Genomic DNA, 20,961 nt, shown 5'->3' with positions numbered 1-20,961 from the left:
CAGCGCGCTACCAGCGCTTCGTCTTGATGTTGTGAACGTGTGCGTGATCGCCCGCCTTGATGGGAGCGATGACCTTGCCGATATCGACGCCGTATTTGTAGACCGTGTCGCCCACGGCCATGTCCTTGAGCGCCACCTTGTGGCCGATGGGAATGTCCTGCCGGGCCACGATCTCGACGAGCGTGTCGCCGTCCATGATCCAGGCGTTCAGGGCCACGCCGGCCTTGATGCCTTCCACCACGGCCACGCCGACCGTGTCTTCGTGCTCATGCAATACCGCGTGAATCATCGTCTTCTCCTTGTTTAAACGGAATCGAATGTGAACCGGCGCGCGTCGCCCTTCGGGCTTCGGCGCGCACGCGCACTAACCGAACAAAGCAGGTACGGAACGAATGATCAAATTGAGCGCCGCGAGAATCAGCACGATCCATAGCAGCAGGAAAACGCGCGGCGCGGAGATGGCGCGCCGCAGTCTCGCTCCGGCAAAGAGCCCCACTGCGCCGCACGGCAGCAGCAAGCTGGCGAGCGGCAAAACGGCGGGGTTGCGATACAGCCCCGACACCGCGAACAGACCCAGCCGCGCCACCGCCGTGGCCGTAATGAGCGCGCTGATCGTGGCACGCCGTTCGTCGGGATCGCGCAAACGGCCCGCGAGATAAATCGTATAAACGGGGCCGCCCGTGCCGAATACGGCGGTGAGACATCCGCCAAAAAATCCCAGCGGCAGTGCCCAGCGTCCGCCTATTTCGCGGAACTCACCGCGGCTCGTCACGCGCCAGAGCGAGTACGCGAGCAGACATACGCCGAGTATGAGTTCGAGCGGTTTCTCCGGCGCCGACACCAATACGCTCACGCCGAGCAGAAGGCCGATACACAACCACGGCGCGAGCCGCTGGAGTTCGCGGGTTTGTACCGAGCGAAGATTGCGCATGCCCACGAGCATGCCCGCCACGAGATCCAGCACCAGCATCACCGGCGTGGCCGTGCGCAGCGGCACCAGTTGCGTGAGCAACGGGATGGCGACGATGGAGGAACCGAAGCCCGTGAGTCCATAGACCAGATACGCGAAGGCGACCACGCTTCCGGCCACCACGATCGACATCGCGCCGAAACCCACGGCGCTCGCGGCGAGTTGCGCATTCAACCAGGCGATCATCGATGAAAAGCCTCGGTGTGGTTTTCGTGTTTGGGGGAAAAGACGCGCGACAAGGGGAGTGAGTCGCGCATGAGATTGCGGCCGCATCGCTGCGTCCATTGTTGCCCGCTATTAGATAAAGATAAACGCAGTAATGGTTTTCCTGAGACCAGGAGAAGCTTTAGCTTGCGTAGAATTTCTTGATTCGAATCGCGCATGTCTTTGCCGTTCATCGCGAACAATGCCCTCCATACGCACCCTCAAAATCTTTCTCACCGTGGCCCGATGCGGCACGTTCGCCGCCGCCGGCAATAAGGTCGGACTCACCGCGGCGGCCATCGGCCTGCAAATTCGCGCACTCGAAAGCGATCTCAATGTTCAGCTTTTTGACCGCAACGCACGCGCGGCGGTGTTGAATCCGGTCGGCCGCGCACTCATTCCCGAGATCGAGGAAATCGTGCGCCGCTATGAACTGCTGGAGGTCTCCGCGGGCGGCGACGAAATGTCGGGGACCGTGGTCATGGGCGCACTCGTTTCCGCGTTGATGGGCGCGTTCGCCGACGCCTTGTGGACCATCCGCCGGCAACATCCCCGCCTCGACGTGCATCTGCTCGCGGGCATGTCCAGCGACTTCGCGCGCCAGGTCGAAATCGGCGAACTCGACGCGGCCGTCGTCACGCAATCGCCGCATGCGCTGGCCTCCACGCTGCTCTGGACGCCGCTCTATTCGGAACCGATGATTCTCATCCTGCCCACCGCACCGCACTTCGATTTGCCCGGCGAGCAGCTCGAAATCCTTCGCCACGCGCCGTTCATGCGCTTCGACCGCGTGACGTGGACCGGGCATCTCGTGCAAAACGTGCTCGATCAGTGCAAGGTCGAAGTCAACGAGGCAATGGAGCTGAACTCCGTCGAGGCGATCGTCGCGCTCGTGCGCCAGGGCTTCGGCATTTCGATCGTGCCCAAACTCGCCAACGTCGATTTCGAAAGCGATCGCGCGATTCGCGTCATGCCGCTCGACGGCGTGGACGTACGCCGTCATGTCGGATTGCTGGAACGCGTCAAACACAGCCGTACCGCGTTCACCGACGCGATCAAAAGCTACTTCACGGCGGTTTAGTGCACGCGCCTTCCGGGCGCCCGCGCTTATCTGCACCTAGCCGCATTTAGCCGCGCGAATCTGCATCGTTCATCCCGCGAGTTCCTGCAACTGCACGAGCAAGGCCTCGGGAATCTCCACGCCGTCGCGTGCCGCGTGCGCCGCGAGTTCCCCCCGCCGCTGCCCCGGCAGCCGCACCTCGGCGTCTTGCAACATGGCCTCGATCAACGCTTCGACCCGCGCCAGATAAACGGCATTGCCCGCCAGCGCGCCCGGATCGATCGCCCAGAACAGATGCCCCACGCGCGAGCGCTCGCCCTCTTCCGTCAAGAACGAACCCGCCTCGTAACCGAAGTTCGCGCCGCACAACGCAGCCGCGAGCAGTTCGACCATCAAGGCGAGCATCGCGCCCTTGGTGCCGCCGAACGGCAGCATCATGCCGTCCAGCGCGACCTTCGCATCGGTGGTGGGCTGGCCGTCGCGCGAGGTCGCCCAGCCTTCGGGAATCGGCTTGCCCTCGCGCGCCGCCACCATGATCTTGCCGCGCGCGACGTTGGACAGCGACAGGTCGATCATCAGCGGCGGCCCGTCACGGCGCGGGAACACCGCCGCCACGGGATTGGTGCCGAACACCGCGTGCCGCCCGCCCCACGCGGGCATGGCCGCGGGCGTGTTGCTGAACGCGAGCCCCACCAGGCCGGCCGCGCCCACCGGCTCCAGATGCCACGCGCCCGCGCCCAGGTGATGGCTGCGCGTGACGCTCGCCACCGCGCTGCCGTGCTCGCGCGCGCGGCCCAGCAGCGTTTCGACGGCGAGTTCGCAGGCCGGAAACGCCATGCCGTCCGCGGCGTCGATCAGGACCGCCGCGTTGCGCGACTCGACGATTCGCGGCGTCGCCTTCGCGTCCACGCGGCCGTTGCGCAACTGCGCGACATACATGGGCAACCGCGCGACGCCGTGGGACGACAAGCCGCGCTCGTCGGCGTAGACGAGCGCGCGCGCGGTGGCCGTCGCGGTGCGCGGCGTGGCGCCCGCCGCCAGCAGCGTGCGCGTGGCCAGGTGGGTGAGATCATCGGACGATATCCGCGTCATGGGGGTGCTACCTCGTTGTCGTGATTTCGGGTTCGCTTGCGAGCAGCGCCTCGGTCACGCGCGCGGCGACCAGCGTGCTGACGCGTTCGTTCGACTGCATCGTCAAGCCCGCGATATGCGGCGTGAGGAGCAGGTTCGGCACGCCTTCGAGCGGCGAACCCGCCTTGAGCGGTTCGTCGACGAAAACATCGAGCGCGGCGCCGCCCAGGCGGCCATGCGTGAGCGCCGCGGCCAGCGCGCGTTCGTCGATCACGCCGCCGCGCGCCGTGTTGATCAGCACGGCGTGCGGCTTCAGCAATGCGAGTTGCGCCGCGCCGATCAGATTGTGCGTGCTTTCGACGAGCGGCACGTGCACGGTCACCACGTCGGCCGCGCGCAACGCGTCGTCGAACGTCATGCCGCACGCGCCCGTTTCTTGCCAGCACGGCGCGTCCGCGGCAATTTGCGGATCGTAACCCACCACCCGCATGCCGATACCGCGCGCGAGCCGCGCGACGAGACGCCCGATGCCGCCAAAACCGATCACGGCCATCGTGCCGCCCGCCGCTTCGCGGCCGTTCGAGAGCGCCGCGCGCGGCCACAGTCCGCGGGCGACCTCGGCGCTCGAACCGTACGCGCCCCGCAGCAAGATCAGCGTGGCGGCGATCACATACTCGGCGACGGCGGCCGCGTTCGCGCCCGTCGCCGGAAACACCTGCACGCCGCGCTCCTTGCATGCATCGAGCGCGATATTGTCGAGGCCCACGCCGAGCCGCCCGACCACCGACAAGCCTGGCGCGCCGTCGAGCAACGCGGCGCTCACCTGGGTGCGATTGCGCACGATCAGCGCGTGGGCGTCGGCGAGCAGCGCACGCAAACGCTCCGGTTCGTCGACGAGCGAGGCGTGCGCATGCACGTCGAAATGATGCCGCAACGACGCCACCGCCGCCTCGTCCATGAACTCGCTGACGACGACCTTCTTCCGCCTGGTATTCAACGCGATCGCTCCTGTGCATAGGCGCGCGGCGCACGCTCTTCGGCGCCCTGAGCGGGCCCGGCCGCCGCTTCGCCGTGGGCGCGGCTCGCACGCGGCGCGGTCAGCACCGCGCGCGCTTTTTCGGCATCGAACGCGCCTTCCCAACGCGCGACCACGATCGTCGCCACGGCATTGCCGATCATGTTGACGATCGCGCGAATCTCGTTGAGCACGCGGTCGATACCGATGATCAGCGTAATGCCCGCGACCGGAATGATGTTGTGCGTGGAAAGCGTCGCGGTGAGCGCCACCAGCGCCGCGCCCGCGACCCCGGCGCCGCCCTTCGAGGTGAGCAGCAAAATGGCGAGCAAGCCGAGTTGCTGCCACAGCGAAAGATGCGTATTGGTCGCTTGCGCGATGAACAGCGACGTCATCGTGAGATAGATGGCGGCGCCGTCCAGATTGAACGAGTAGCCGGTGGGCAGCACGAGCCCGACGATCGAGCGCGGGCAACCCAGCCGTTCGAGCTTTTCCATCAGGCGCGGCAGGACCGACTCGGTGGTCGAGGTCCCGAGCACGATGAGCAGTTCTTCGCGCAGATAGTTGAGCAGCGGCCATAAACCCACGCCCGCCCAGCGGCAAATCGTGCCGAGCACCAGCACGACGAACAGGATGCTCGTGAGATAGAAGCACACGATCAACAGGCCCAGTTGCTGCAAGCTGCCGATCCCATATTTGCCGATAGTGAAGGCCATCGCGCCAAACGCGCCGAGCGGCGCGAGCCGCATGATCATTTCGACAATGCGCATCAGCGCCTCGCCGCTTTGCTCGATCACGCGCGACAGAAACCGGCTGCGGCGCGACATGATCGACAAGGCAACGCCGAACAGCACCGAGAACAGCAGGACCTGCAACAGGTTGCCGCGCGCGAACGCGCCGATCACCGAGTTCGGCACGATCTCGTCGAGAAAGCTCTGCGACGCGGCCGCGTGCGCCTCGCTCACGTAGTGGCTGACGGCTTGCGGGTCGAGCGTGGCGGGGTCGATGTTGAGCCCTTCGCCCGGATGCAGCACATTCGCCACCACAAGCCCGAGCACGAGCGCGAGCGTGGTCACGACCTCGAAATACGCGATCGTTTTCACGCCCACGCGCCCCACATGCTTGAGGTTTTCCATGCGGGCGATACCCAGCGACACGGTGCAGAAAATCACCAGCGTGATGAGCATTTTGATCAGGCGAATGAAGGTGTCGCCCAAGGGCTTCATTTGCACGCCGAAATGCGGCCAGCAATAGCCGACGAGAATACCGGCCGCCAGTCCGAGCAGGACCTGGGCATAGAGATGTCTGAGCACGCGCAAGATGGTGTCTCCTCCACTCGCTGCTGCTTCGTGAGACAGTGTCACGCACCGGCTCGGACCTCTGCGTCCGGTAGGGCGGCCGTATTCACGCGGCCTTGTGTGCAACGGTGCGCGCCACTGTGGCGAAACGACGTTCGCAAGCGCGCCGCGCGGGCGCGCTTGCGAAATCCTGCTTGAAACGTCAGGCGCTCTCGAACAGGCGCGTGAGCACGAACTCGCGATGACCCAGCGTTTCCGCCGCGGTCCAGCGCCCGTTCGCGGTGGCCAGCATGGACTCGAGCAGCTTGTCGCCGGCCTGATCGAGATTCTGTTCGCGCTGCAACAGACCCGAAACATCCACGTCCACATGCTCGCTCATCGTGCGCACGGTACGCGGATTCGCGCAGATCTTGATGACCGGCACGATCGGGTTGCCGATCACGTTGCCCTGGCCCGTGGGGAAGAAGTGCACCGCGAAACCGGAAGCCGCGCACAGCGTCACCATTTCGGCCGCGGCCGAAGAGGAATCCATGAACCACAGGCCCGCATGCGTCGGTTCTTCGGCCTTGTCGAGCACGCCGTCCACGCGGCACTTCTTGCCGATCTTCTGAATATTGCCGAGCGCCTTTTCTTCGATGGTGGTCAGGCCGCCCGCGATATTGCCTTTGGTGGGCTGGGACTCGGAAAGGTCGTCGGTTTTCCAGCGGTTGATCATGTCCTGATAGCGATCGAACATGAACTGGAAGCGCTCGCGCACCTGATCGTTCGCGCAGCGCGCCGCGACGATCTGCTCGCCGCCCGTCAACTCCGAGGTCTCGCCGAACACGAGCGTCGTGCCGAGGCCATACAGTTTGTCGAACGCATTGCCGACCGTGGGATTCGCACCGCAGCCCGAGGTCGTATCCGACTCGCCGCATTTGGTCGACACCCACAGCTCGGAGATCGGGCATTCCTCGCGCTCCAGCGTGGTGGCCCATTGCACCATTTCCTTGGCCGCCTTGGAGGCGCGCAGGATCGTGTCGTGGTCACCGTGCAGCTCGATGCCGAATCCCATGACCGGTTTGCCGGATTTCGCAATGCCGTCCACCACGCGCTTGGTCCAGCCTTCCTCGATGCCGATCACGATCACGCCCGCGACGTTCGGGTTGCAACCCGCGCCGATCAGCGTGCGGAAATGCAGGTCGAGGTCCGCGCCGAACTGCAGGCGCCCGTACGGATGCGGCAGGGCCATGGTGCCCTTGATGTTGTGCTCGACCGCCTGCGCGGCGGCATTCGACAGGTCGTCGACGGGCAGGATGATGACGTGGTTACGCACGCCGACGCGGCCGTTCGTGCGGCGATAGCCGCGGAAAAGAGTGTTCTGGTCGATCACGCTCATGGTGTCTCTCTCTGAATGGGAGGAATGCGGCAAACAGGCTGTGCGCGGGAAAGTTCGCGGCGCAATGCGGCGCGCGGCTTACCAGCGCTTCGTCTTGATGTTGTGCACGTGAGCGTGCTCGCCGGCCTGAATGGGCGCCACGACCTTGCCGATATCCACGCCGTACTTGTAGACCGTGTCGCCCACGGCCATGTCCTTGAGCGCCACCTTGTGACCGATGGGAATGTCCTGCTTCGCCGCGACCGTTACCACTTCGTCTTCGTCCATGATCCACGCGTTCAACTGCGTGCCTGCCTTGATCCCCTCCACCACCGCGACGCCAACCGTGTCCTTGCCCTCGTGCAGCACGATGTGAATCGTTCTGCGCGCCGGATCGCCTTGAGGTGCCGTCGAATTCGCCTGCTGTGCCGCTTGAGCTGCCTGGCTCATTTGAGTGTCTCCATTGTGTTCACGAGGTCTGGCACGGGGCCATGGAGCGGATAATAGTCACCTCACTCATCCATGTCAACCATATCATCTATATGTGTTGGATCACCCAGATGGGGTAGAATCGTCGAAACGCTGGAAAGACAAGCCAGGAAGGGAGCAGGCGCCATGAGCGCAGTGAAAAACGGCGTGACCCAGACGAGCGCGGCAAGCCACGCGCCGGTCATTGGGGGAACACGGTACAAGGAAGTGAAAAACGGCATCCTCGCCGCGTTGTCGGCGAAGGAATGGAAGGGCGGCGAGGCGATTCCTTCGGAGAAGAAGCTCTCCGAGCGCTTTGGCGTGTCGATCGGCACGTTGCGCAAGGCTATCGACGAACTCGTCGCGGACAACATCCTCGTGCGGCATCAAGGGCTCGGCACGTTCGTCGCCCAGCACCAGCGCGACCGCTATTTCTTCCGGTTTTTCCGCGTGGTGCGCCAGGACGGCGACAAGACCTACCCCACGGTCACGCATATGTCGTTCGCGCGGGCGAAGGCCTCGCGCGAAGTCGCGGCGGCGCTCGGCATCGAGCCCGGCGCGCGCGTGTTCTCGTTCGTCAACCGGCTGGCGTTGCACGGCGAGACGGTCATGATCGACAGCATCACGGTGGCGGAAGAACGCTTCGCGGGCCTCACCGAAGCCGCGTTGCGCGAGCGGCCCAGCACGCTCTACAACTTCTACCAGGACGCGTTTCACATCAACGTGGTCGGGACCGAGGAACGATTGCGCGTGGTCACGGCGAACGAGACCGACGCCGAGCTGCTCGACGTACCGCAAGGCACGCCGCTGCTCGAGGTCCGACGCATCGCGTATTCGTATCACCAGGAGCCCGTCGAGCTTCGCATCTCGCACGTGAATACGGCGCGCTACGAATACGTCGGACCTTCCGCGTCGCACGAGGAGCCCATCTAGACGCGACGCAATACGGGCAATGCGGGCAATGCGGGCGGTTCGGCCTGGCCGATTGCTAATCCGCCATCGGGCCGCAGCGCCGGGGCACCCATCCTGGCCGCCGTTTGAACGCCTCGAACGCGCCTAGCCTGGCGTGCCCGCGACCGGCTCGCTCGATTGAAAGCGGCTCCGATATTCCAGTGGACTGATCTTCAGCCGTCGGTTGAAGGCTTGCCGCAACGCTTCCGAACCGTCGAATCCACAACGTCGGGCGACTTCGGTGAGCGGCGCGTCCGTGGCTTCGAGCAACTGTCTGGCGGCGTCGATCCTGGCGTCGGCAAGGTAAGCCATCACGCTGACGCCGCACTCGCGCGCGAATACTCGCGACAGATTGCGCGCACTCATGTTCGCCTCGTCGGCGAGGCTCTCCATCGTGTGGTTCTCGGTCAGGTTTTCCAGCATGTAGGTCTGGAGCCGATGCATCGGACTTTCGGCGGCAGTGGGCGCCTCGAGCAACGGACTGAACTGGGACTGATCGCCCGAGCGCTGAACGTAGACGATCAGATATTTGGCGACCGCGAGCGCAACCGATCGTCCGAAATCCTCTTCGATCATGGCAATCGCGAGATCGACACCCGCGCTGACGCCTGCTGTCGTATAGAGTCCCTCGTCCTTGACGAAGATCTTGTCGCGCTGCACCGTCGTGCGCGGAAACATGGCGGCCAGTCGCGGCGCATCCATCCAGTGAGTGGTGACGGTTCGATCTTCGAGGAGACCGGCCGCGCCGAACGCGAATGCCCCGTTGCAGACCGCCGCGAGACGCCGGCTCGCCGCTCGCCGGGCGACGAGCCAGGCGCAAAACGCCTTGTCTTCCAGCAACGGGAAGATGCCCAGACCGCCCGGCACGATCACCGTGTCGAAGTGAGGGCACGGATCGAAAATGGTTCGTTCCGGGGTCACGGCAAGTCCGCTCGAAGAGCGGATGCTGCCGTGTGTCGTGCCCACCGTGACGATTTCATAGCGCGACCCGCCCTTGCTGAGCATGTCGACTTCGGCAAAGGCGTCTTTGGGGCCCGCAACGTCGAGTAACTGAAAGCCGGGAAAGAGCACGATTCCAACGGAAACGCTTCGCATCGTTTGCATTCCTTGTGGAGGAAGTGGGTGATCCAGGTTTCGCGTGGGCGGCAAGCAGACGGGAGAGGCGCCGGCCGGTCGCGCGGCACGTGCGGCCGCAGGCCTATCGGCACGAATTTGGGGTTCACGCTGGGGACGATCAGGTAGCGCTGGCGAGAGCCGTTCGGGCCGAACATAGCAATACTACGCGCCGCCACCTGCAACGCACAGGAAGACCCGGAAGCCAGCGCATGGAGAACGAACGACCGGCGTGCGTAGAGACGGGTGACGCTTCGCGGAACCGCTTCAAACTTCAGCGATGCGCCCCATTTCAGTGCTTGAGGCCGGTATCTGGGTTTTGCGAAATGCGCGCGGGCTCTCACCGAACTTCGCTTTGAAGGCCTGGCTAAAGTGAGTCAGGCTATGAAATCCCCACGAAAAAGCAATATCGCCGATCGCGCGACTGCTTTGATTCGGGTCTTTGAGATCGCGCGCGCACTTCGCCAGTCTTCGGTCCCATATAAAGCGCTCGACCGATTGCCCATGAACCGCGAATATCGCGTTCAGGTATCGCTTCGAGATGCCGAGATGTTCCGCAACCATCACGGGCTGCAGGGTGGCATGACGCAGATTCTGTTCGATGAACGCGCGGCCACGATGCGCCAACACGGTTTTGCCGACCGACGGCGATCCCGGGGCAGCGCCCCCGGTTGCGCCGAGGCTGGACATGAATGCCATCAGGGCCATCTCCGTGGCCTGTTCCGTTAGCCGTTGCGCAATGACGGCGTCGAGCTTGTCGAAATTTCGCACGAGCCCGCCAATGAAATCCCGGGTGAGCTGGCCAACGGTGCTCTGCGCCGGAACGATGGTGGCCGTGAAGTTTTCCACGGCACCGATCTGCTTGCGCACTAGCGCGCGAGGAACCTGAATCACGTGTTGAAGCAACGCGCCCGGAAAGTGCGCGCGGAACGATCTCGACGTGTCGAGCAACGTGATGTCACCGGGTTTCAGGACATTGAAGCGGCTGTCCTGCTCAACCTGAGCCTCGCCTTCAACCTGAATGCAGATGAATATCTGCTCTTCGCCGACCTGACTGATCTTGGGTCTCGCACGGGCAATGGCGTGCGTGGCCGTGTCGATCTCCAGGAGGCTCGCCGGTTGAGACTGGTGCGCTTTGACCAGACCTGAAAACGTGTGGCGTTCGCTGCTGGAGCATTCGATATGCGTCAGCAGACTGCCGATCTGGGCCTGCCAGAAGTCCAGCCTTTCGCCTGGCGCGACGACGTCGGTGGTGACAACTTTCGGGGCAGTCTTCACGCGCAACCTCCTCCCTACGGGTCGTTCAACCGTACGCGGAAGCGAGCTTCCGCGTGATCCGTTCACCCCGTTACCGCGATATGCCCGGAGCGCGAAAGTCTGTCCTGGGCATTCGGGATCGCTGTTTTCGCATGCCCGGAATGACTGCATGTCGATTCGGCATGGGTATTGTGAGCGCTCTGAACTCGGGCCTGGATAAATGGCCGTTTGAACGCGTCGAATTTTACCTCGGAATAAATCCGTAAAAGGGAATTCAGGAATATTTCATACGGCATGGCCAAATTCGATCAATTGGTTTTTAAAAGACAGAATTGGCGTCGCGAGGAATCGTCATGTTTCCCAACCTGTCTCGTCGGTAACTTATTCGCCGTTGTCAGTCCGAACGTTCGAACGGATGTGAGACGGCATGCCGCGAGCGTGGACGAAAGCGAAATGTCCGAGGAATAGGCGAAGCCCTGCCTCGCGATCAGCCCGTTGCGCATTGGGTGCACGACGCTCTGAGCCGGACCGCACCGCACTGCGGGTCAGCACGCTCCGCGCCGGTCGAAATTACTTGCGCGGCGAACTATTTTCACTGCAACTTTAGTGAGCGGGAACAAAAACATCATGGAGCGCGCGCTCCGTTTATTTCGACAACTCACCTCAACTAGACTCCGGTCACTGACGGGGCGTATCGAAAACGATGAAGTCTGATTCGAACCGACTCATCACGAATAGCAGCGCCGACTGCCTGGTCCATTTCCGAGTCAGTACCCGATCTAAAAGCATTGGCATCACCCATTCACTGGAATTTTCCAGGCCGGATCGCGCCTTTTCGTCTCGCAATTTCAGAATGTCGGGCCGCCTGGTTAAACGCAACGACTGCAGTTTCACTTTCGGAGAAAATCGTGAGCAAACTGACCACGGCATTCGGTGCCCCGGTAGTCGACAATCAGAACACGCAAACGGCCGGCCCCCGCGGTCCGGCTCTGCTACAAGACGTCTGGTTTCTGGAGAAGCTGGCTTATTTCGACCGCGAAGTCATCCCTGAACGCCGTATGCACGCAAAGGGTTCCGGTGCGTTCGGCACGTTCAAGGTAACGCACGATGTGACGCCCTACACTCGGGCCAAAATTTTCTCCGAAATCGGCAAAGAGACCGAGATGTTCGCGCGCTTCTCGACCGTGGCCGGCGAGCGCGGCGCCGCGGACGCCGAGCGCGATATCCGCGGCTTCGCGCTCAAGTTTTATACCGAAGAAGGCAACTGGGATCTAGTAGGCAACAACACTCCGGTCTTCTTTCTGCGCGACCCGCTCAAGTTCCCCGATTTGAATCACGCCATCAAGCGCGATCCGCGAACCGGGTTACGCGACGCCAACAGCAACTGGGACTTTTTCACGCAACTGCCGGAAGCGTTCCATCAAGTGACCATCGTCATGAGCGACCGTGGCATCCCGCGCTCCTTCCGGCACATGCACGGCTTCGGCAGCCATACGTTCAGCCTCATCAACGCGAACAACGAGCGATTCTGGGTCAAGTTCCACATGAAGACCCAGCAAGGGATCGCCAACATGACGGATGAAGAAGCGTGCTCCGTCATCAGCACCGACCGCGAAAGTCACCACCGTGACCTCTACGAAGCGATCGAGCGCAAGGAATTCCCGCGCTGGACGATGTACTTCCAGATCATGCCCGAGAAGGACGCGGCCACCTACCGCGTGAATCCGTTCGACCTGACCAAGGTGTGGTCCAAGAAAGACTACCCGCTCGTGGAAGTGGGTTATTTCGAACTCAACCGCAATGCCGAGAACTGGTTTGCCGACGTCGAGCAGGCCGCGTTCAATCCCGCCAACGTGGTTCCCGGCATCAGCTTCTCGCCGGACAAAATGCTGCAGGGGCGGCTGTTCTCGTATGGCGACGCCCAGCGTTACCGCCTGACCGTGAATCACCATCAGATTCCGGTCAACGCACCGAAAGCCGCCACGCACTACAACAGTTACCACCGCGATGGTTATTGCCGCGTGGATGGGAATCGGGGCGGCACGGCTTCGTACAACCCGAACACCAAAGGCGCCTGGCTCGATCAACCCGACTTCAGCGAACCGCCGCTGGCGATCGAAGGTCAGGCGGCGCATTGGGATCATCGCGTGGATGACGACTACTTCAGCCAGGCGGGCGATCTCTTCCGGCTGATGTCCGATGGCCAGAAGCAGAGCCTGTTCGACAATACGGCGCGTGCCATGCAGGGCGTTTCGCTGCCTGTGCGCAACCTGCATATCGAACACTGCATGAAGGCCGATCCCGCGTATGGCGCCGGTGTACTCGCGGCATTCGAAACGCTCGACCGGAACAATCCGCCGAACGTGTTGTAAGCGCAGTCATTGCAAACAGTTGTGCTCTGGCAGAAACCTCAAGGCGGGCTCACCCGCCCCGGTTTCCCACATCGGCTTCTCACAGGAGAAACAGGTCATGTCGAACGATATTGGCGGCGTCAAGGTACCGGACAGCGCCCTCGCAAAACAGGTTACCGAGTTCGTGCGCGAAACGGTCACGCCGTTGCTGTTCAACCATTCGGCACGGGTTTATTACTGGGGTGCGCTCGCGGGCCGCGATCGAGGCCTCAAGTTCGATCCGGAACTGCTGTACGCGGGCGCCATGTTTCATGACGTCGGTCTGATGAAGGACTACAGCAGCGACACGGAACGCTTCGAGGTGGATGGCGCCAACGCGGCCCGCAACTTCCTGACCAGCCACGGCATCGCGCAACAGGAGATCGACACCGTATGGACCGCGATCGCGCTTCACACCACCCCCGGCATTCCGGTTCACATGCATCCGGTAATCGCGCTCGTCACGGCCGGCGTGGAGATGGACGTTCTCGGTCTGACCTACGACCAGTACAAGGCGATCGAGCGCGATGCGGTCGTGGCAGCGTACCCGCGAAGCCCTAAGTTCAAGGAAGACATCATCGAGGCCTTCTACAACGGCATCAAACATAAGCCCGACACGACCTTCGGCAACGTGAAGGCGGATGTGATCGCCGACAAGGACCCGCACTTTCATCGCGGCAATTTCTGCAGCGTGATTCGCTGTTCGCACTGGCCGGCATGAACCGGGCGGGCAATCGTCCCGCACGCCACGATCTTCAACACAATACATCACGCAGGCAGAGCGTCGATCCAGCGCTGCCGTGGCGAACCTGAGAGAAAGGCAGCACCCAGGCGTGCGCCAGGCGCATCCCACCAGCCCCTTGCACCCGTCACTCGAGTGCGGGAGTGAGACCGCTCGCGTGACCATCGGGTCGGGCGAGCGGTCTTTCGCCATGCGTGACGGCAAGGGACACAGGTTTCCTTCAATTCGATACCGAGATCGTCATGAAAGGAACGCTCCCCGAGGATTTTCTACGCCACTACGGCCTCTATTTGCGGCTGAGAAAAATTACCCGCTGCGTATCGTCGGACATCGATACTGCCTTGGCGCACGTGGCATCGGACTACGATCAGATGTCCCTTCTTGTCGCCTTGTCGAACAAGGAAGGGCGCTTCGCTTCCGAGCTAGCCAAGGTTCTGGATAGGGCGCCCGCGTCGGTGACACGAACGTTGGACAAGCTCGTCGAGCAGTCTCTGGTCGTGCGCTCCCGGCGCAGAATCGATCGGCGCAAGGTGGAACTTCGACTCACGAATCTCGGCGACGAGTCCGTCCATCATTTATGCGGTCAGATTGCACCATTGTTGCAGTCGCGATTCTAGCAACTCACTCTGGAAAGGTTCGACGAACTCTGCAACTTACTCAGTGCCGTGGAAACCCGGTAAGCCGTCTTCGTCATATCGTGGCAAGCCAATCAGTTCGCCTCCCAGCCTTCGCTCACGACCGTTTTGCGATCGTTCGGCGCGCCGTGCGTTGCAGCATCGAGCGCGTCGAGCGTTAGAGAACCCGGCAAGCGGCTATGGCGAGCCCACAGCGGCGAGAAACGCGTCGATGTCCGCGATATCGTTGAATACCGAGGGCGAGATGCGCGCGTGATTCGCGCGCAAGGTAATCTCGATGCCAGCCGCTTTCAAACGCGGCTCGAGTTGCGCCGCGTTCCGGTAGGCGAAGGTCACGATGGGTGAGCGCGATTCCGGCGGCGTGACGACCTGGAAGCCTCGGCTGCGGAGTCCTTTTTGCAGCGCGGCCAACATGGGCTGCCGGTGCGCCTCGATCGCGCCCACGCCCACCGACTCGAGCCATTCGAGCGACGACGCGCAAATGCACATCGGCCCGAGTGCGGGCAGCGCGCCGCTGAAATAGCCGCCCACGGTCTGCTTTTGCGAGCTGACATACGGTTGCGCGCCGGGCGCGTCGAGCGGATAGGCGTGCAGTTCGGGCGCGGCGAAATTGTTGGTCTGGAAGTAGCCATACCAGGGCCGCTTCAGTCGCGGCAGCAGATCCTTGCGGACATAGAGAAACGCAAAGCCGAAGTCGCCCATAAGCCATTTGTACGTGCCGCATGCCGCGAAATCCACACCGGCCGCGCGCAGATCGACGGGCATCGCACCGGCCGACTGAATCAGGTCGACATACACCAGCGCGCCGCGCGAATGCGCCAGATCGCACACGGCCTTGAGATCGTGCGTGAAGCCGTTGTACAGCGACACGTGCGACATGGCGACCAGCTTCGTGCCCGGCACGATGGCCTTGTCCATCGCTTCCATCGTGATGCGGTACGACGCGTCCATCGGAATCGTCACGACGTCGAGGCCTTGCTGCCGATACTGCTCGTACAGGTAGAACGAGCCGACGAAATGCAACGCGTCGGTCACGACGCGGCCGCCCGCTTCGGGCAGACCCAGCGCACGCGTCACCAGATACTCGCCCATCGAGGTGGATGGCGCATACGTCACGCAGTCGGCGTCGGCATTGACGAGGCGCGCGAATCTTGCCGCGGCGTCCGCGAACACGTCTTCGCCCTGGAGCTTCTCGCTCGTGTAATGCTGCGCCGCCTTTTGCGCCGGCAGTCCCCACGGATGCTGCGCCGCCGAGTTCAGATAGATTTTCCCCGCCACGCCGGGAAAGACCGCTCGCGCCGGCAAGGCGCGGCTCAAGGACACACTGTCCGGTGCCGCCTCCGAAGAAGCGAAGGCGCCGGCCGGCGCGCCGAATGCCGCCGCAATCGACAGGCTGCCGCATTTCAGGAAGTGTCTGCGAGTCGTACTCATGGTCTTGGGGTCGCCCGATTCATGTGGGATGGAATGCGTGCGGCGCAGAAACCCAGGCGCCCGCCGCGTCGGTGTCGACACTATTCGGCGCCAAATCCCGGATGTCAACAAAATGTTGAACATTCAACCGAACGTTGTCATTTGGGCAAGCTCTGCGTTGCGACTTGCGGGGCGGCCCGGGGGAAACGGCGCGGTCGAGACAATGCGCGCGCGGGCGACGCCGCGCGCGCCGAAACTATGCGACGCGACGCGGCAACCACGAGGCGCGACGTTCCAGCAGTGGCGGGCCGAACGCTAGAGCACGAGCGACACGGGCAGTCCGCGATGGATCGCTTCGTCGGACAAGCTGATGAGCGTATGGACGTCCTGCACCATGGACAGCGTGGAGAGCCGGTCCGCGAGCAGCTTCTTGTAGGCGTCGAGATCCGTGGTCACGATGCGCAGGAGAAAATCGACGTCGCCGAGCACCGTATGGATTTCCGTGACTTCGGGAAAGTGAGCGACCGCCGCCACGAAGCGCTCGCCGGCCCGCTCGCTGTGTTTGTTGAGCTTGATCTGCGTGAACATCTGCACGCTCAAGCCCAGCTTCGCGCGGTCGAGCACGGCCACGCGCCGCAGAATCACGCCCTCGCGTTCCATTTTTTCCACGCGCCGCCACGCCTGCGACTGCGACAGGCCGACGCGCTCGCCGAGCGTGCTCATCGAGACGCTGGCATCGACCTGAAGAATTGCGAGAATCTTTCTGTCGAAGTGGTCGAGTTCCATATTTGTTTCGCGAAACGGAGCGGCGATGAAAGGATTTTGCACCCTGGACCGCAATTCAACGAGTTGTTGAATAATGGTTGCGGGATGCGGCGCATAGCATAGAAGCTTCCGATAGAGAAGTCGAGTTAACCCAAAATGGCCAGCCCAACCCAGCCGAAAAGCGCCTTTGCCGCGCTTCCGCCCCGCCAGTTCGCCCAGGCGGCCGCGCTCACCGGCGCGTTCCTGCTGCTCTCCGTTGCCATGCAGTCGGCGCACATTGCGCTGAATCCGGCGCTCACGGGCTTCGTCATCCTGCTTGTCGCGCTGGCGTTCCGGCTGATTCCGCTGCATGCCGTCGAAGGCGGCGCGCGGCTCATCATCGCGCAAAGCGCCCTCTTTCTCGTGCCGGCCGTGGTCGCCGTCGCGCGGCAAAGCCACGTACTGAAGGCCGACTGGGCACCGCTTCTCGCGATTCTGGTGGGCGGCACGGTCGTCTCCAGCGCGGCCACCGCCTTCGCGGTCGAAGTGGTCGCGCGGCGTCTCGTGCAGGAATCCTGAGCATGGGCTTCCTGACGTGTTTGATGGCGACGTTTGCCGTGTATGCGGTGAATCTGCGCGTCTACCGGCGCTGGCGCAGCGTGCTCACCTCGCCGCTGATTCTCACGCCCGCCGTGCTGATCGCCGGGCTCTACGCGGCCCGCGTGCCCTTCGACGCGTATGTGCACGCCACGCGCTCGCTGGTCTGGATGATGGGGCCGCTGACGGTCGCCCTTGCCGTGCCGATCTATCAGCAGCGCGAGTACATCAGGCGATGGTGGCCCGCGCTGGTGGTCGGCACCGTAGTGTCCGGCCTCGTGACGATGCTGGTCGGCGTCGCGCTGGCGCGCTGGTTCGCCTTGCCGGCGGCGGTCGCGCACAGTCTCATCGCGCGCTCGGTGTCGATGCCGTTCGCCTTCGTGGTCACCGACGAGCTCGCGGGCACGCGCGACCTCACCACGCTCTTCGTGGTCGCGAGCGGCATGGCGGGCATCGTGATCGGCGACCTGCTCCTCGTACTGATGCGCCTGCGCACGCCACACGCTCACGGCGCCACGCTGGGCGCCGTCGCGCAGGTCGCGGGCGTCGTGCGCGCGCACGAACGGGGGCTGCCCAATGGCGTCATGGCGAGCCTGACGATGGTGTTCAGCGGCGGCTTCGCCGTGGTGTTTGCACCTTGGGTCGCGAGGTTGTTCTAGCGCGGCGTGCCGCGTGCGATCCCTCCGTCGACCTCGTCGAACCGGCCGCTTTCGCGGCCGTTTTTTCTTTTGGGCGCGCCCCGCGCCACGACCACACCGGCCCGACGGGATCGATACAACAATCGATTGAACATTCAACATTTTGTTGACATCGCCAATTTGGCGCTGAATAGTGGCGTTCGACGAGGCGCACGGCCCCCCTATTCCCGATGCCGGCGCCATTGACGACCCCGAGACGACGATGACCGTATTGAACCGACTTGCCGAACTCAATCTCACGCTGCCCGAAGCGCCCAAACCGGCCGCGACCTATGTGACGGTGCGTCGCGAAGGCGATCTCGTCTACGTGTCCGGACAAGGACCGATGGTCGGCGCCGATCCGGTCGTGACCGGGCGCGTGGGCGAGAGCGTGACCGAGCAGCAAGGCTACGACGCCGCGCGGCTCGCCGTGCTCAACGCGCTCGCCGCGCTGCACGACGCGATCGGCCTCGAGCGCATTGCCCGCATCGTGCGGCTCACCGGCTGGGTCAGCAGCGCCAATGACTTCTATCGGCAGCATCGCGTGGTGGACGGCGCTTCCGACCTGCTGGTCAGTCTCTTCGGCGAGAACGGCCTCCATACGCGCTGCGCACTGGGCGTGAACGTGCTGCCGTTCAACATTCCCGTGGAAATCGAATTGACCGCGGCGATCGCCCCGTAACAGCGGCCGGCCCTTCGTATCGTCACACCCGCCATCGACAACAACAACTTCTCGCCATTCAATAAGGATTCCCGATGATCAAGACCACCGCCTGGGGTGCGCTGTGCCTGCTGGGAGCAACTTCTGCCGTCCATGCCCAGTCCAGCGTCACGTTCTACGGCGCCATCGACACGAGCCTGCGCTACACGACCAGCAACGCGGGCGCGAACGGTCCCGCGAACGAATTCGCGCTTACGCAGGGCGGTTTTCAGGGCAGCCGCTGGGGCCTCAAAGGCGCCGAGGATCTCGGCAATGGCACGAAAGCGCTGTTCGACCTGGAGAACGGCTTCGTCCTCAACAACGGCACGTTCGACCAGCAAGGCCAGTTGTTCGGCCGCCAGGCATGGGTCGGGCTGAGCAACCCCACGTTCGGCCGGTTGCTGGCCGGGCGCATCTATGGCATTCCGTTCGGCATGCTGAGCGATTTCGACCCGCTGGGGATCGGCAACTATCTGGAGAACTCCTACCTCGCGCGCATTGTGGGCGTTCGCTACGACAACATGCTCGACTACTCCATTGCGCGCGGCCCGGTGAGCCTCGAGCTTCAGCGCAGCTTCGGCGGCCAGGCTGGCAGCCTTTCGCAAGGCAGCACGACCGCCGTTGCCGTGACATACAAAATCGCGAAGTTCGAAGTGGCGGGCGTTGCGCACGAATCGCGCGACGCCAGCAATCGCAAAGCGGTGATCCTGGGCGGCGGCGCGAACTACAGCGTGGGACCGGTCACGGCGTATCTCATGTACCTCAATGCGCGTCGCGACGCGGGATTCACGACGTCGTCCACGACCGGCGCGCCGCTCGCGAACACGAGCCTGATCGGCAACAGCACGACGATACTCGGCCCCAACACGCAAACGGCGCAACGCGTCGACTCGTATCTCTCGCTCGGCGTGTCCTACAAGGTGACGCCCACGCTGGTATTCACGGGCGGCTATTTCCTCGACAACGTGGCTCACGTCGTCAACCAGCAGAGCGGCAAGATTCGCACGGCGCTCGTGAACGTCGACTATTTCCTCTCGAAGCGCACGGACATTTACGCGGAATTCGACCGCAACTGGCTCAGCGGCGCGTCGGTCACGGACCCGAACAATCCGCCGCTCACGTTCGCGGGCCGCAGCACCCGGACCGGCGTGGGACTGGGTCTCAGAACGCGCTTCTGACGTCGATCCCGTGCGCAGGGCGCGACGCCCCCTGCGCCGCCCCTTCGGCGAATTGCGGCGGTGTATGATCGACACCCCAGAATGCTGCCCACGATCATGGCCAATTCCACCGCCAACACCACGCCCCCCAGACGCAAGCCGCGCGCGAAATCAGCCAGCGTTCCCGCGAGCGTGCTTGCGGAACGGCGCGCCGTCATGCAGGCGATGGAAGCCGTGGTGACCGTGTTGAAATCCATGCTCGGGCCGAACGTCGAGGTCGTGCTGCACGACCTCACTCAACCCGAAAGCTCCATCGTGGCGATCACCAACGGACATGTCTCCGGGCGCGTCGTGGGGCAATCGGTGTTGAGTGGCCCGAAGAACGATAAAGCGTTTCTTGCCGCGGAGGTGGAACTGACTTCGGCCGGCATCGCGTCGCACTCGGTCATGGGCGACTATCCGACCTTCGCGCCGAATGGACAGCCACTGCGCTCCGCCACCGCGCTGTTTCGCGACAGCACCGGCGAGCCCTACGCGGCGCTCTGCTTCAACGCCGACATGACCGTCATCAAACTCGCTCACAGCTGGCTCGAGAAGATGCTCAACACGAGCGTCGAGCAGGCGCCCACGGCCGCCGAACCCGCGGACATGGACGCGCTCATGAACGAGATCATCTCCGACGCGGTCAACAAGTTCGGCAAACCGCCCGCGATGATGAACAAGGAAGAAAAAACGCATGCGGTCGATGTCATGCTTCAGCGCGGGCTTTTTATCGTCAAGGGCAGCGTGGAGAGCGCGGCGCGTTCGCTCGGCGTGACGCGTTACACCATCTATAACTACCTCGAAGAGTGCCGCCGCCGCAACGGCACGCAAGTCGAAGCGCCCACGAAAAAGCAGCAGAGAAAGAAGGCGTAGCGCGAACGCCGGAATGGCGCGGGCGTAGTCTCATGGGAATGAGGACATGAGTGCTGCGCCGATCGCCGTGATTGCGCGCACATTGCCGGTGAGTGGGTTTTCACGGAATCGGCACACGGTCTGGACGAGTGACGTCGTCGTTTGACTAGAGGCGTCAGCGAACTCGTTGTGACTTGCGATCGACGCTGCCCGGCCATGCGCGATGATGGAAAGCACAAGGTGAGCGGCTC

The 20,961-nt window shown here is 63.2% G+C and carries 21 protein-coding genes; 10 read left to right on the top strand and 11 right to left on the bottom strand.

Going from position 1 to position 20,961, the window contains the following annotated elements; genetic code table 11:
• Nucleotides 1–7 precede the first annotated feature (7 nt).
• Both FAZ98_RS25230 and FAZ98_RS25225 read right to left on the bottom strand, forming a co-directional pair.
• Nucleotides 8–289, bottom strand: coding sequence for a UxaA family hydrolase (locus FAZ98_RS25230; protein ID WP_158955168.1), 282 nt, complete (start codon nt 287–289; stop codon nt 8–10).
• A 75-nt stretch (nt 290–364) separates the two neighbouring features.
• On the bottom strand, nt 365–1,156 hold the full coding sequence (locus FAZ98_RS25225; protein ID WP_158955166.1) for a sulfite exporter TauE/SafE family protein: 792 nt from the start codon (nt 1,154–1,156) through the stop codon (nt 365–367).
• A 220-nt stretch (nt 1,157–1,376) separates the two neighbouring features.
• Between FAZ98_RS25225 and FAZ98_RS25220 the strand changes: the two genes are divergently transcribed.
• Nucleotides 1,377–2,255 (top strand): LysR family transcriptional regulator, encoded by an 879-nt coding sequence (locus FAZ98_RS25220; protein WP_158955164.1) that lies wholly within the window; start codon nt 1,377–1,379, stop codon nt 2,253–2,255.
• A 69-nt stretch (nt 2,256–2,324) separates the two neighbouring features.
• Here the strand turns inward: FAZ98_RS25220 and FAZ98_RS25215 are convergent, their stop codons facing one another.
• The 5 genes from FAZ98_RS25215 to FAZ98_RS25195 form a co-directional block, all read right to left on the bottom strand.
• Nucleotides 2,325–3,326: an Ldh family oxidoreductase gene (locus tag FAZ98_RS25215; RefSeq protein ID WP_158955162.1), complete on the bottom strand. Its 1,002-nt coding sequence runs from the start codon at nt 3,324–3,326 to the stop codon at nt 2,325–2,327.
• Nucleotides 3,327–3,333: 7 nt separating this feature from the next.
• Entirely contained in the window at nt 3,334–4,302 is a 969-nt protein-coding gene (locus FAZ98_RS25210) for a hydroxyacid dehydrogenase (protein WP_267904868.1), read from the bottom strand.
• Nucleotides 4,299–5,639 (bottom strand): C4-dicarboxylate transporter DctA, encoded by a 1,341-nt coding sequence (dctA, locus tag FAZ98_RS25205; RefSeq protein ID WP_158955160.1) that lies wholly within the window; start codon nt 5,637–5,639, stop codon nt 4,299–4,301. The genes FAZ98_RS25210 and dctA overlap by 4 nt, the downstream gene beginning before the upstream one ends.
• A 181-nt stretch (nt 5,640–5,820) precedes the next feature.
• Nucleotides 5,821–6,996: a UxaA family hydrolase gene (locus FAZ98_RS25200; protein ID WP_158955158.1), complete on the bottom strand. Its 1,176-nt coding sequence runs from the start codon at nt 6,994–6,996 to the stop codon at nt 5,821–5,823.
• Between the two features lie 78 nt (nt 6,997–7,074).
• A complete protein-coding gene (locus FAZ98_RS25195) occupies nt 7,075–7,344 on the bottom strand; it encodes a UxaA family hydrolase (RefSeq protein ID WP_158956506.1) in 270 nt (89 codons plus the stop codon).
• A 246-nt stretch (nt 7,345–7,590) separates the two neighbouring features.
• Here FAZ98_RS25195 and FAZ98_RS25190 point away from each other — a divergent pair, with 246 nt between their 5' ends.
• Nucleotides 7,591–8,376: a GntR family transcriptional regulator gene (locus FAZ98_RS25190; RefSeq protein WP_158955156.1), complete on the top strand. Its 786-nt coding sequence runs from the start codon at nt 7,591–7,593 to the stop codon at nt 8,374–8,376.
• 123 nt (nt 8,377–8,499) lie between these two features.
• Here FAZ98_RS25190 and FAZ98_RS25185 read toward each other — a convergent pair whose 3' ends face one another.
• Both FAZ98_RS25185 and FAZ98_RS25180 read right to left on the bottom strand, forming a co-directional pair.
• Nucleotides 8,500–9,489: a GlxA family transcriptional regulator gene (locus FAZ98_RS25185; protein ID WP_158955154.1), complete on the bottom strand. Its 990-nt coding sequence runs from the start codon at nt 9,487–9,489 to the stop codon at nt 8,500–8,502.
• Nucleotides 9,490–9,774: 285 nt separating this feature from the next.
• Nucleotides 9,775–10,785, bottom strand: coding sequence for a helix-turn-helix domain-containing protein (locus FAZ98_RS25180; protein ID WP_158955152.1), 1,011 nt, complete (start codon nt 10,783–10,785; stop codon nt 9,775–9,777).
• Between the two features lie 887 nt (nt 10,786–11,672).
• Here FAZ98_RS25180 and FAZ98_RS25175 point away from each other — a divergent pair.
• From FAZ98_RS25175 to FAZ98_RS25165, 3 genes are all read left to right on the top strand, one after another.
• Nucleotides 11,673–13,136: a catalase gene (locus tag FAZ98_RS25175; RefSeq protein WP_158956504.1), complete on the top strand. Its 1,464-nt coding sequence runs from the start codon at nt 11,673–11,675 to the stop codon at nt 13,134–13,136.
• A 97-nt stretch (nt 13,137–13,233) separates the two neighbouring features.
• Nucleotides 13,234–13,875, top strand: coding sequence for an HD domain-containing protein (locus tag FAZ98_RS25170; RefSeq protein ID WP_158955150.1), 642 nt, complete (start codon nt 13,234–13,236; stop codon nt 13,873–13,875).
• A gap of 263 nt (nt 13,876–14,138) precedes the next feature.
• Nucleotides 14,139–14,513 carry a MarR family winged helix-turn-helix transcriptional regulator gene (locus FAZ98_RS25165; RefSeq protein ID WP_158955148.1) on the top strand — a complete coding sequence of 125 codons (375 nt, stop codon included), beginning with the start codon at nt 14,139–14,141 and terminating at the stop codon, nt 14,511–14,513.
• A gap of 195 nt (nt 14,514–14,708) precedes the next feature.
• Here the strand turns inward: FAZ98_RS25165 and FAZ98_RS25160 are convergent, their stop codons facing one another.
• Together FAZ98_RS25160 and FAZ98_RS25155 are read right to left on the bottom strand one after the other, a co-directional pair.
• Nucleotides 14,709–15,962 carry an aminotransferase class V-fold PLP-dependent enzyme gene (locus tag FAZ98_RS25160; protein ID WP_158955146.1) on the bottom strand — a complete coding sequence of 418 codons (1,254 nt, stop codon included), beginning with the start codon at nt 15,960–15,962 and terminating at the stop codon, nt 14,709–14,711.
• Between the two features lie 294 nt (nt 15,963–16,256).
• Nucleotides 16,257–16,727, bottom strand: coding sequence for an Lrp/AsnC family transcriptional regulator (locus tag FAZ98_RS25155; RefSeq protein WP_158955144.1), 471 nt, complete (start codon nt 16,725–16,727; stop codon nt 16,257–16,259).
• A 135-nt stretch (nt 16,728–16,862) separates the two neighbouring features.
• On the opposite strand from FAZ98_RS25155, the gene FAZ98_RS25150 reads away from it, so the two are divergent.
• The 5 genes from FAZ98_RS25150 (at nt 16,863) to FAZ98_RS25130 (ending at nt 20,731) form a co-directional block, all read left to right on the top strand.
• Entirely contained in the window at nt 16,863–17,264 is a 402-nt protein-coding gene (locus FAZ98_RS25150) for a CidA/LrgA family protein (protein WP_158955142.1), read from the top strand.
• Between the two features lie 2 nt (nt 17,265–17,266).
• On the top strand, nt 17,267–17,941 hold the full coding sequence (locus FAZ98_RS25145) for an LrgB family protein (protein ID WP_158955140.1): 675 nt from the start codon (nt 17,267–17,269) through the stop codon (nt 17,939–17,941).
• Between the two features lie 241 nt (nt 17,942–18,182).
• Nucleotides 18,183–18,641 carry a RidA family protein gene (locus tag FAZ98_RS25140; RefSeq protein ID WP_158955138.1) on the top strand — a complete coding sequence of 153 codons (459 nt, stop codon included), beginning with the start codon at nt 18,183–18,185 and terminating at the stop codon, nt 18,639–18,641.
• A gap of 74 nt (nt 18,642–18,715) precedes the next feature.
• Nucleotides 18,716–19,837: a porin gene (locus tag FAZ98_RS25135; protein WP_158955136.1), complete on the top strand. Its 1,122-nt coding sequence runs from the start codon at nt 18,716–18,718 to the stop codon at nt 19,835–19,837.
• 81 nt (nt 19,838–19,918) lie between these two features.
• Nucleotides 19,919–20,731 (top strand): helix-turn-helix transcriptional regulator, encoded by an 813-nt coding sequence (locus tag FAZ98_RS25130; protein ID WP_158955134.1) that lies wholly within the window; start codon nt 19,919–19,921, stop codon nt 20,729–20,731.
• Nucleotides 20,732–20,961 lie beyond the last annotated feature (230 nt).

This window comes from Paraburkholderia acidisoli, from assembly GCF_009789675.1.
In the GTDB taxonomy this organism is placed as follows: domain Bacteria; phylum Pseudomonadota; class Gammaproteobacteria; order Burkholderiales; family Burkholderiaceae; genus Paraburkholderia; species Paraburkholderia acidisoli.
Note: the sequence above shows the minus strand (reverse complement) of the source record. Positions and strands in the feature narration are given on the sequence as shown.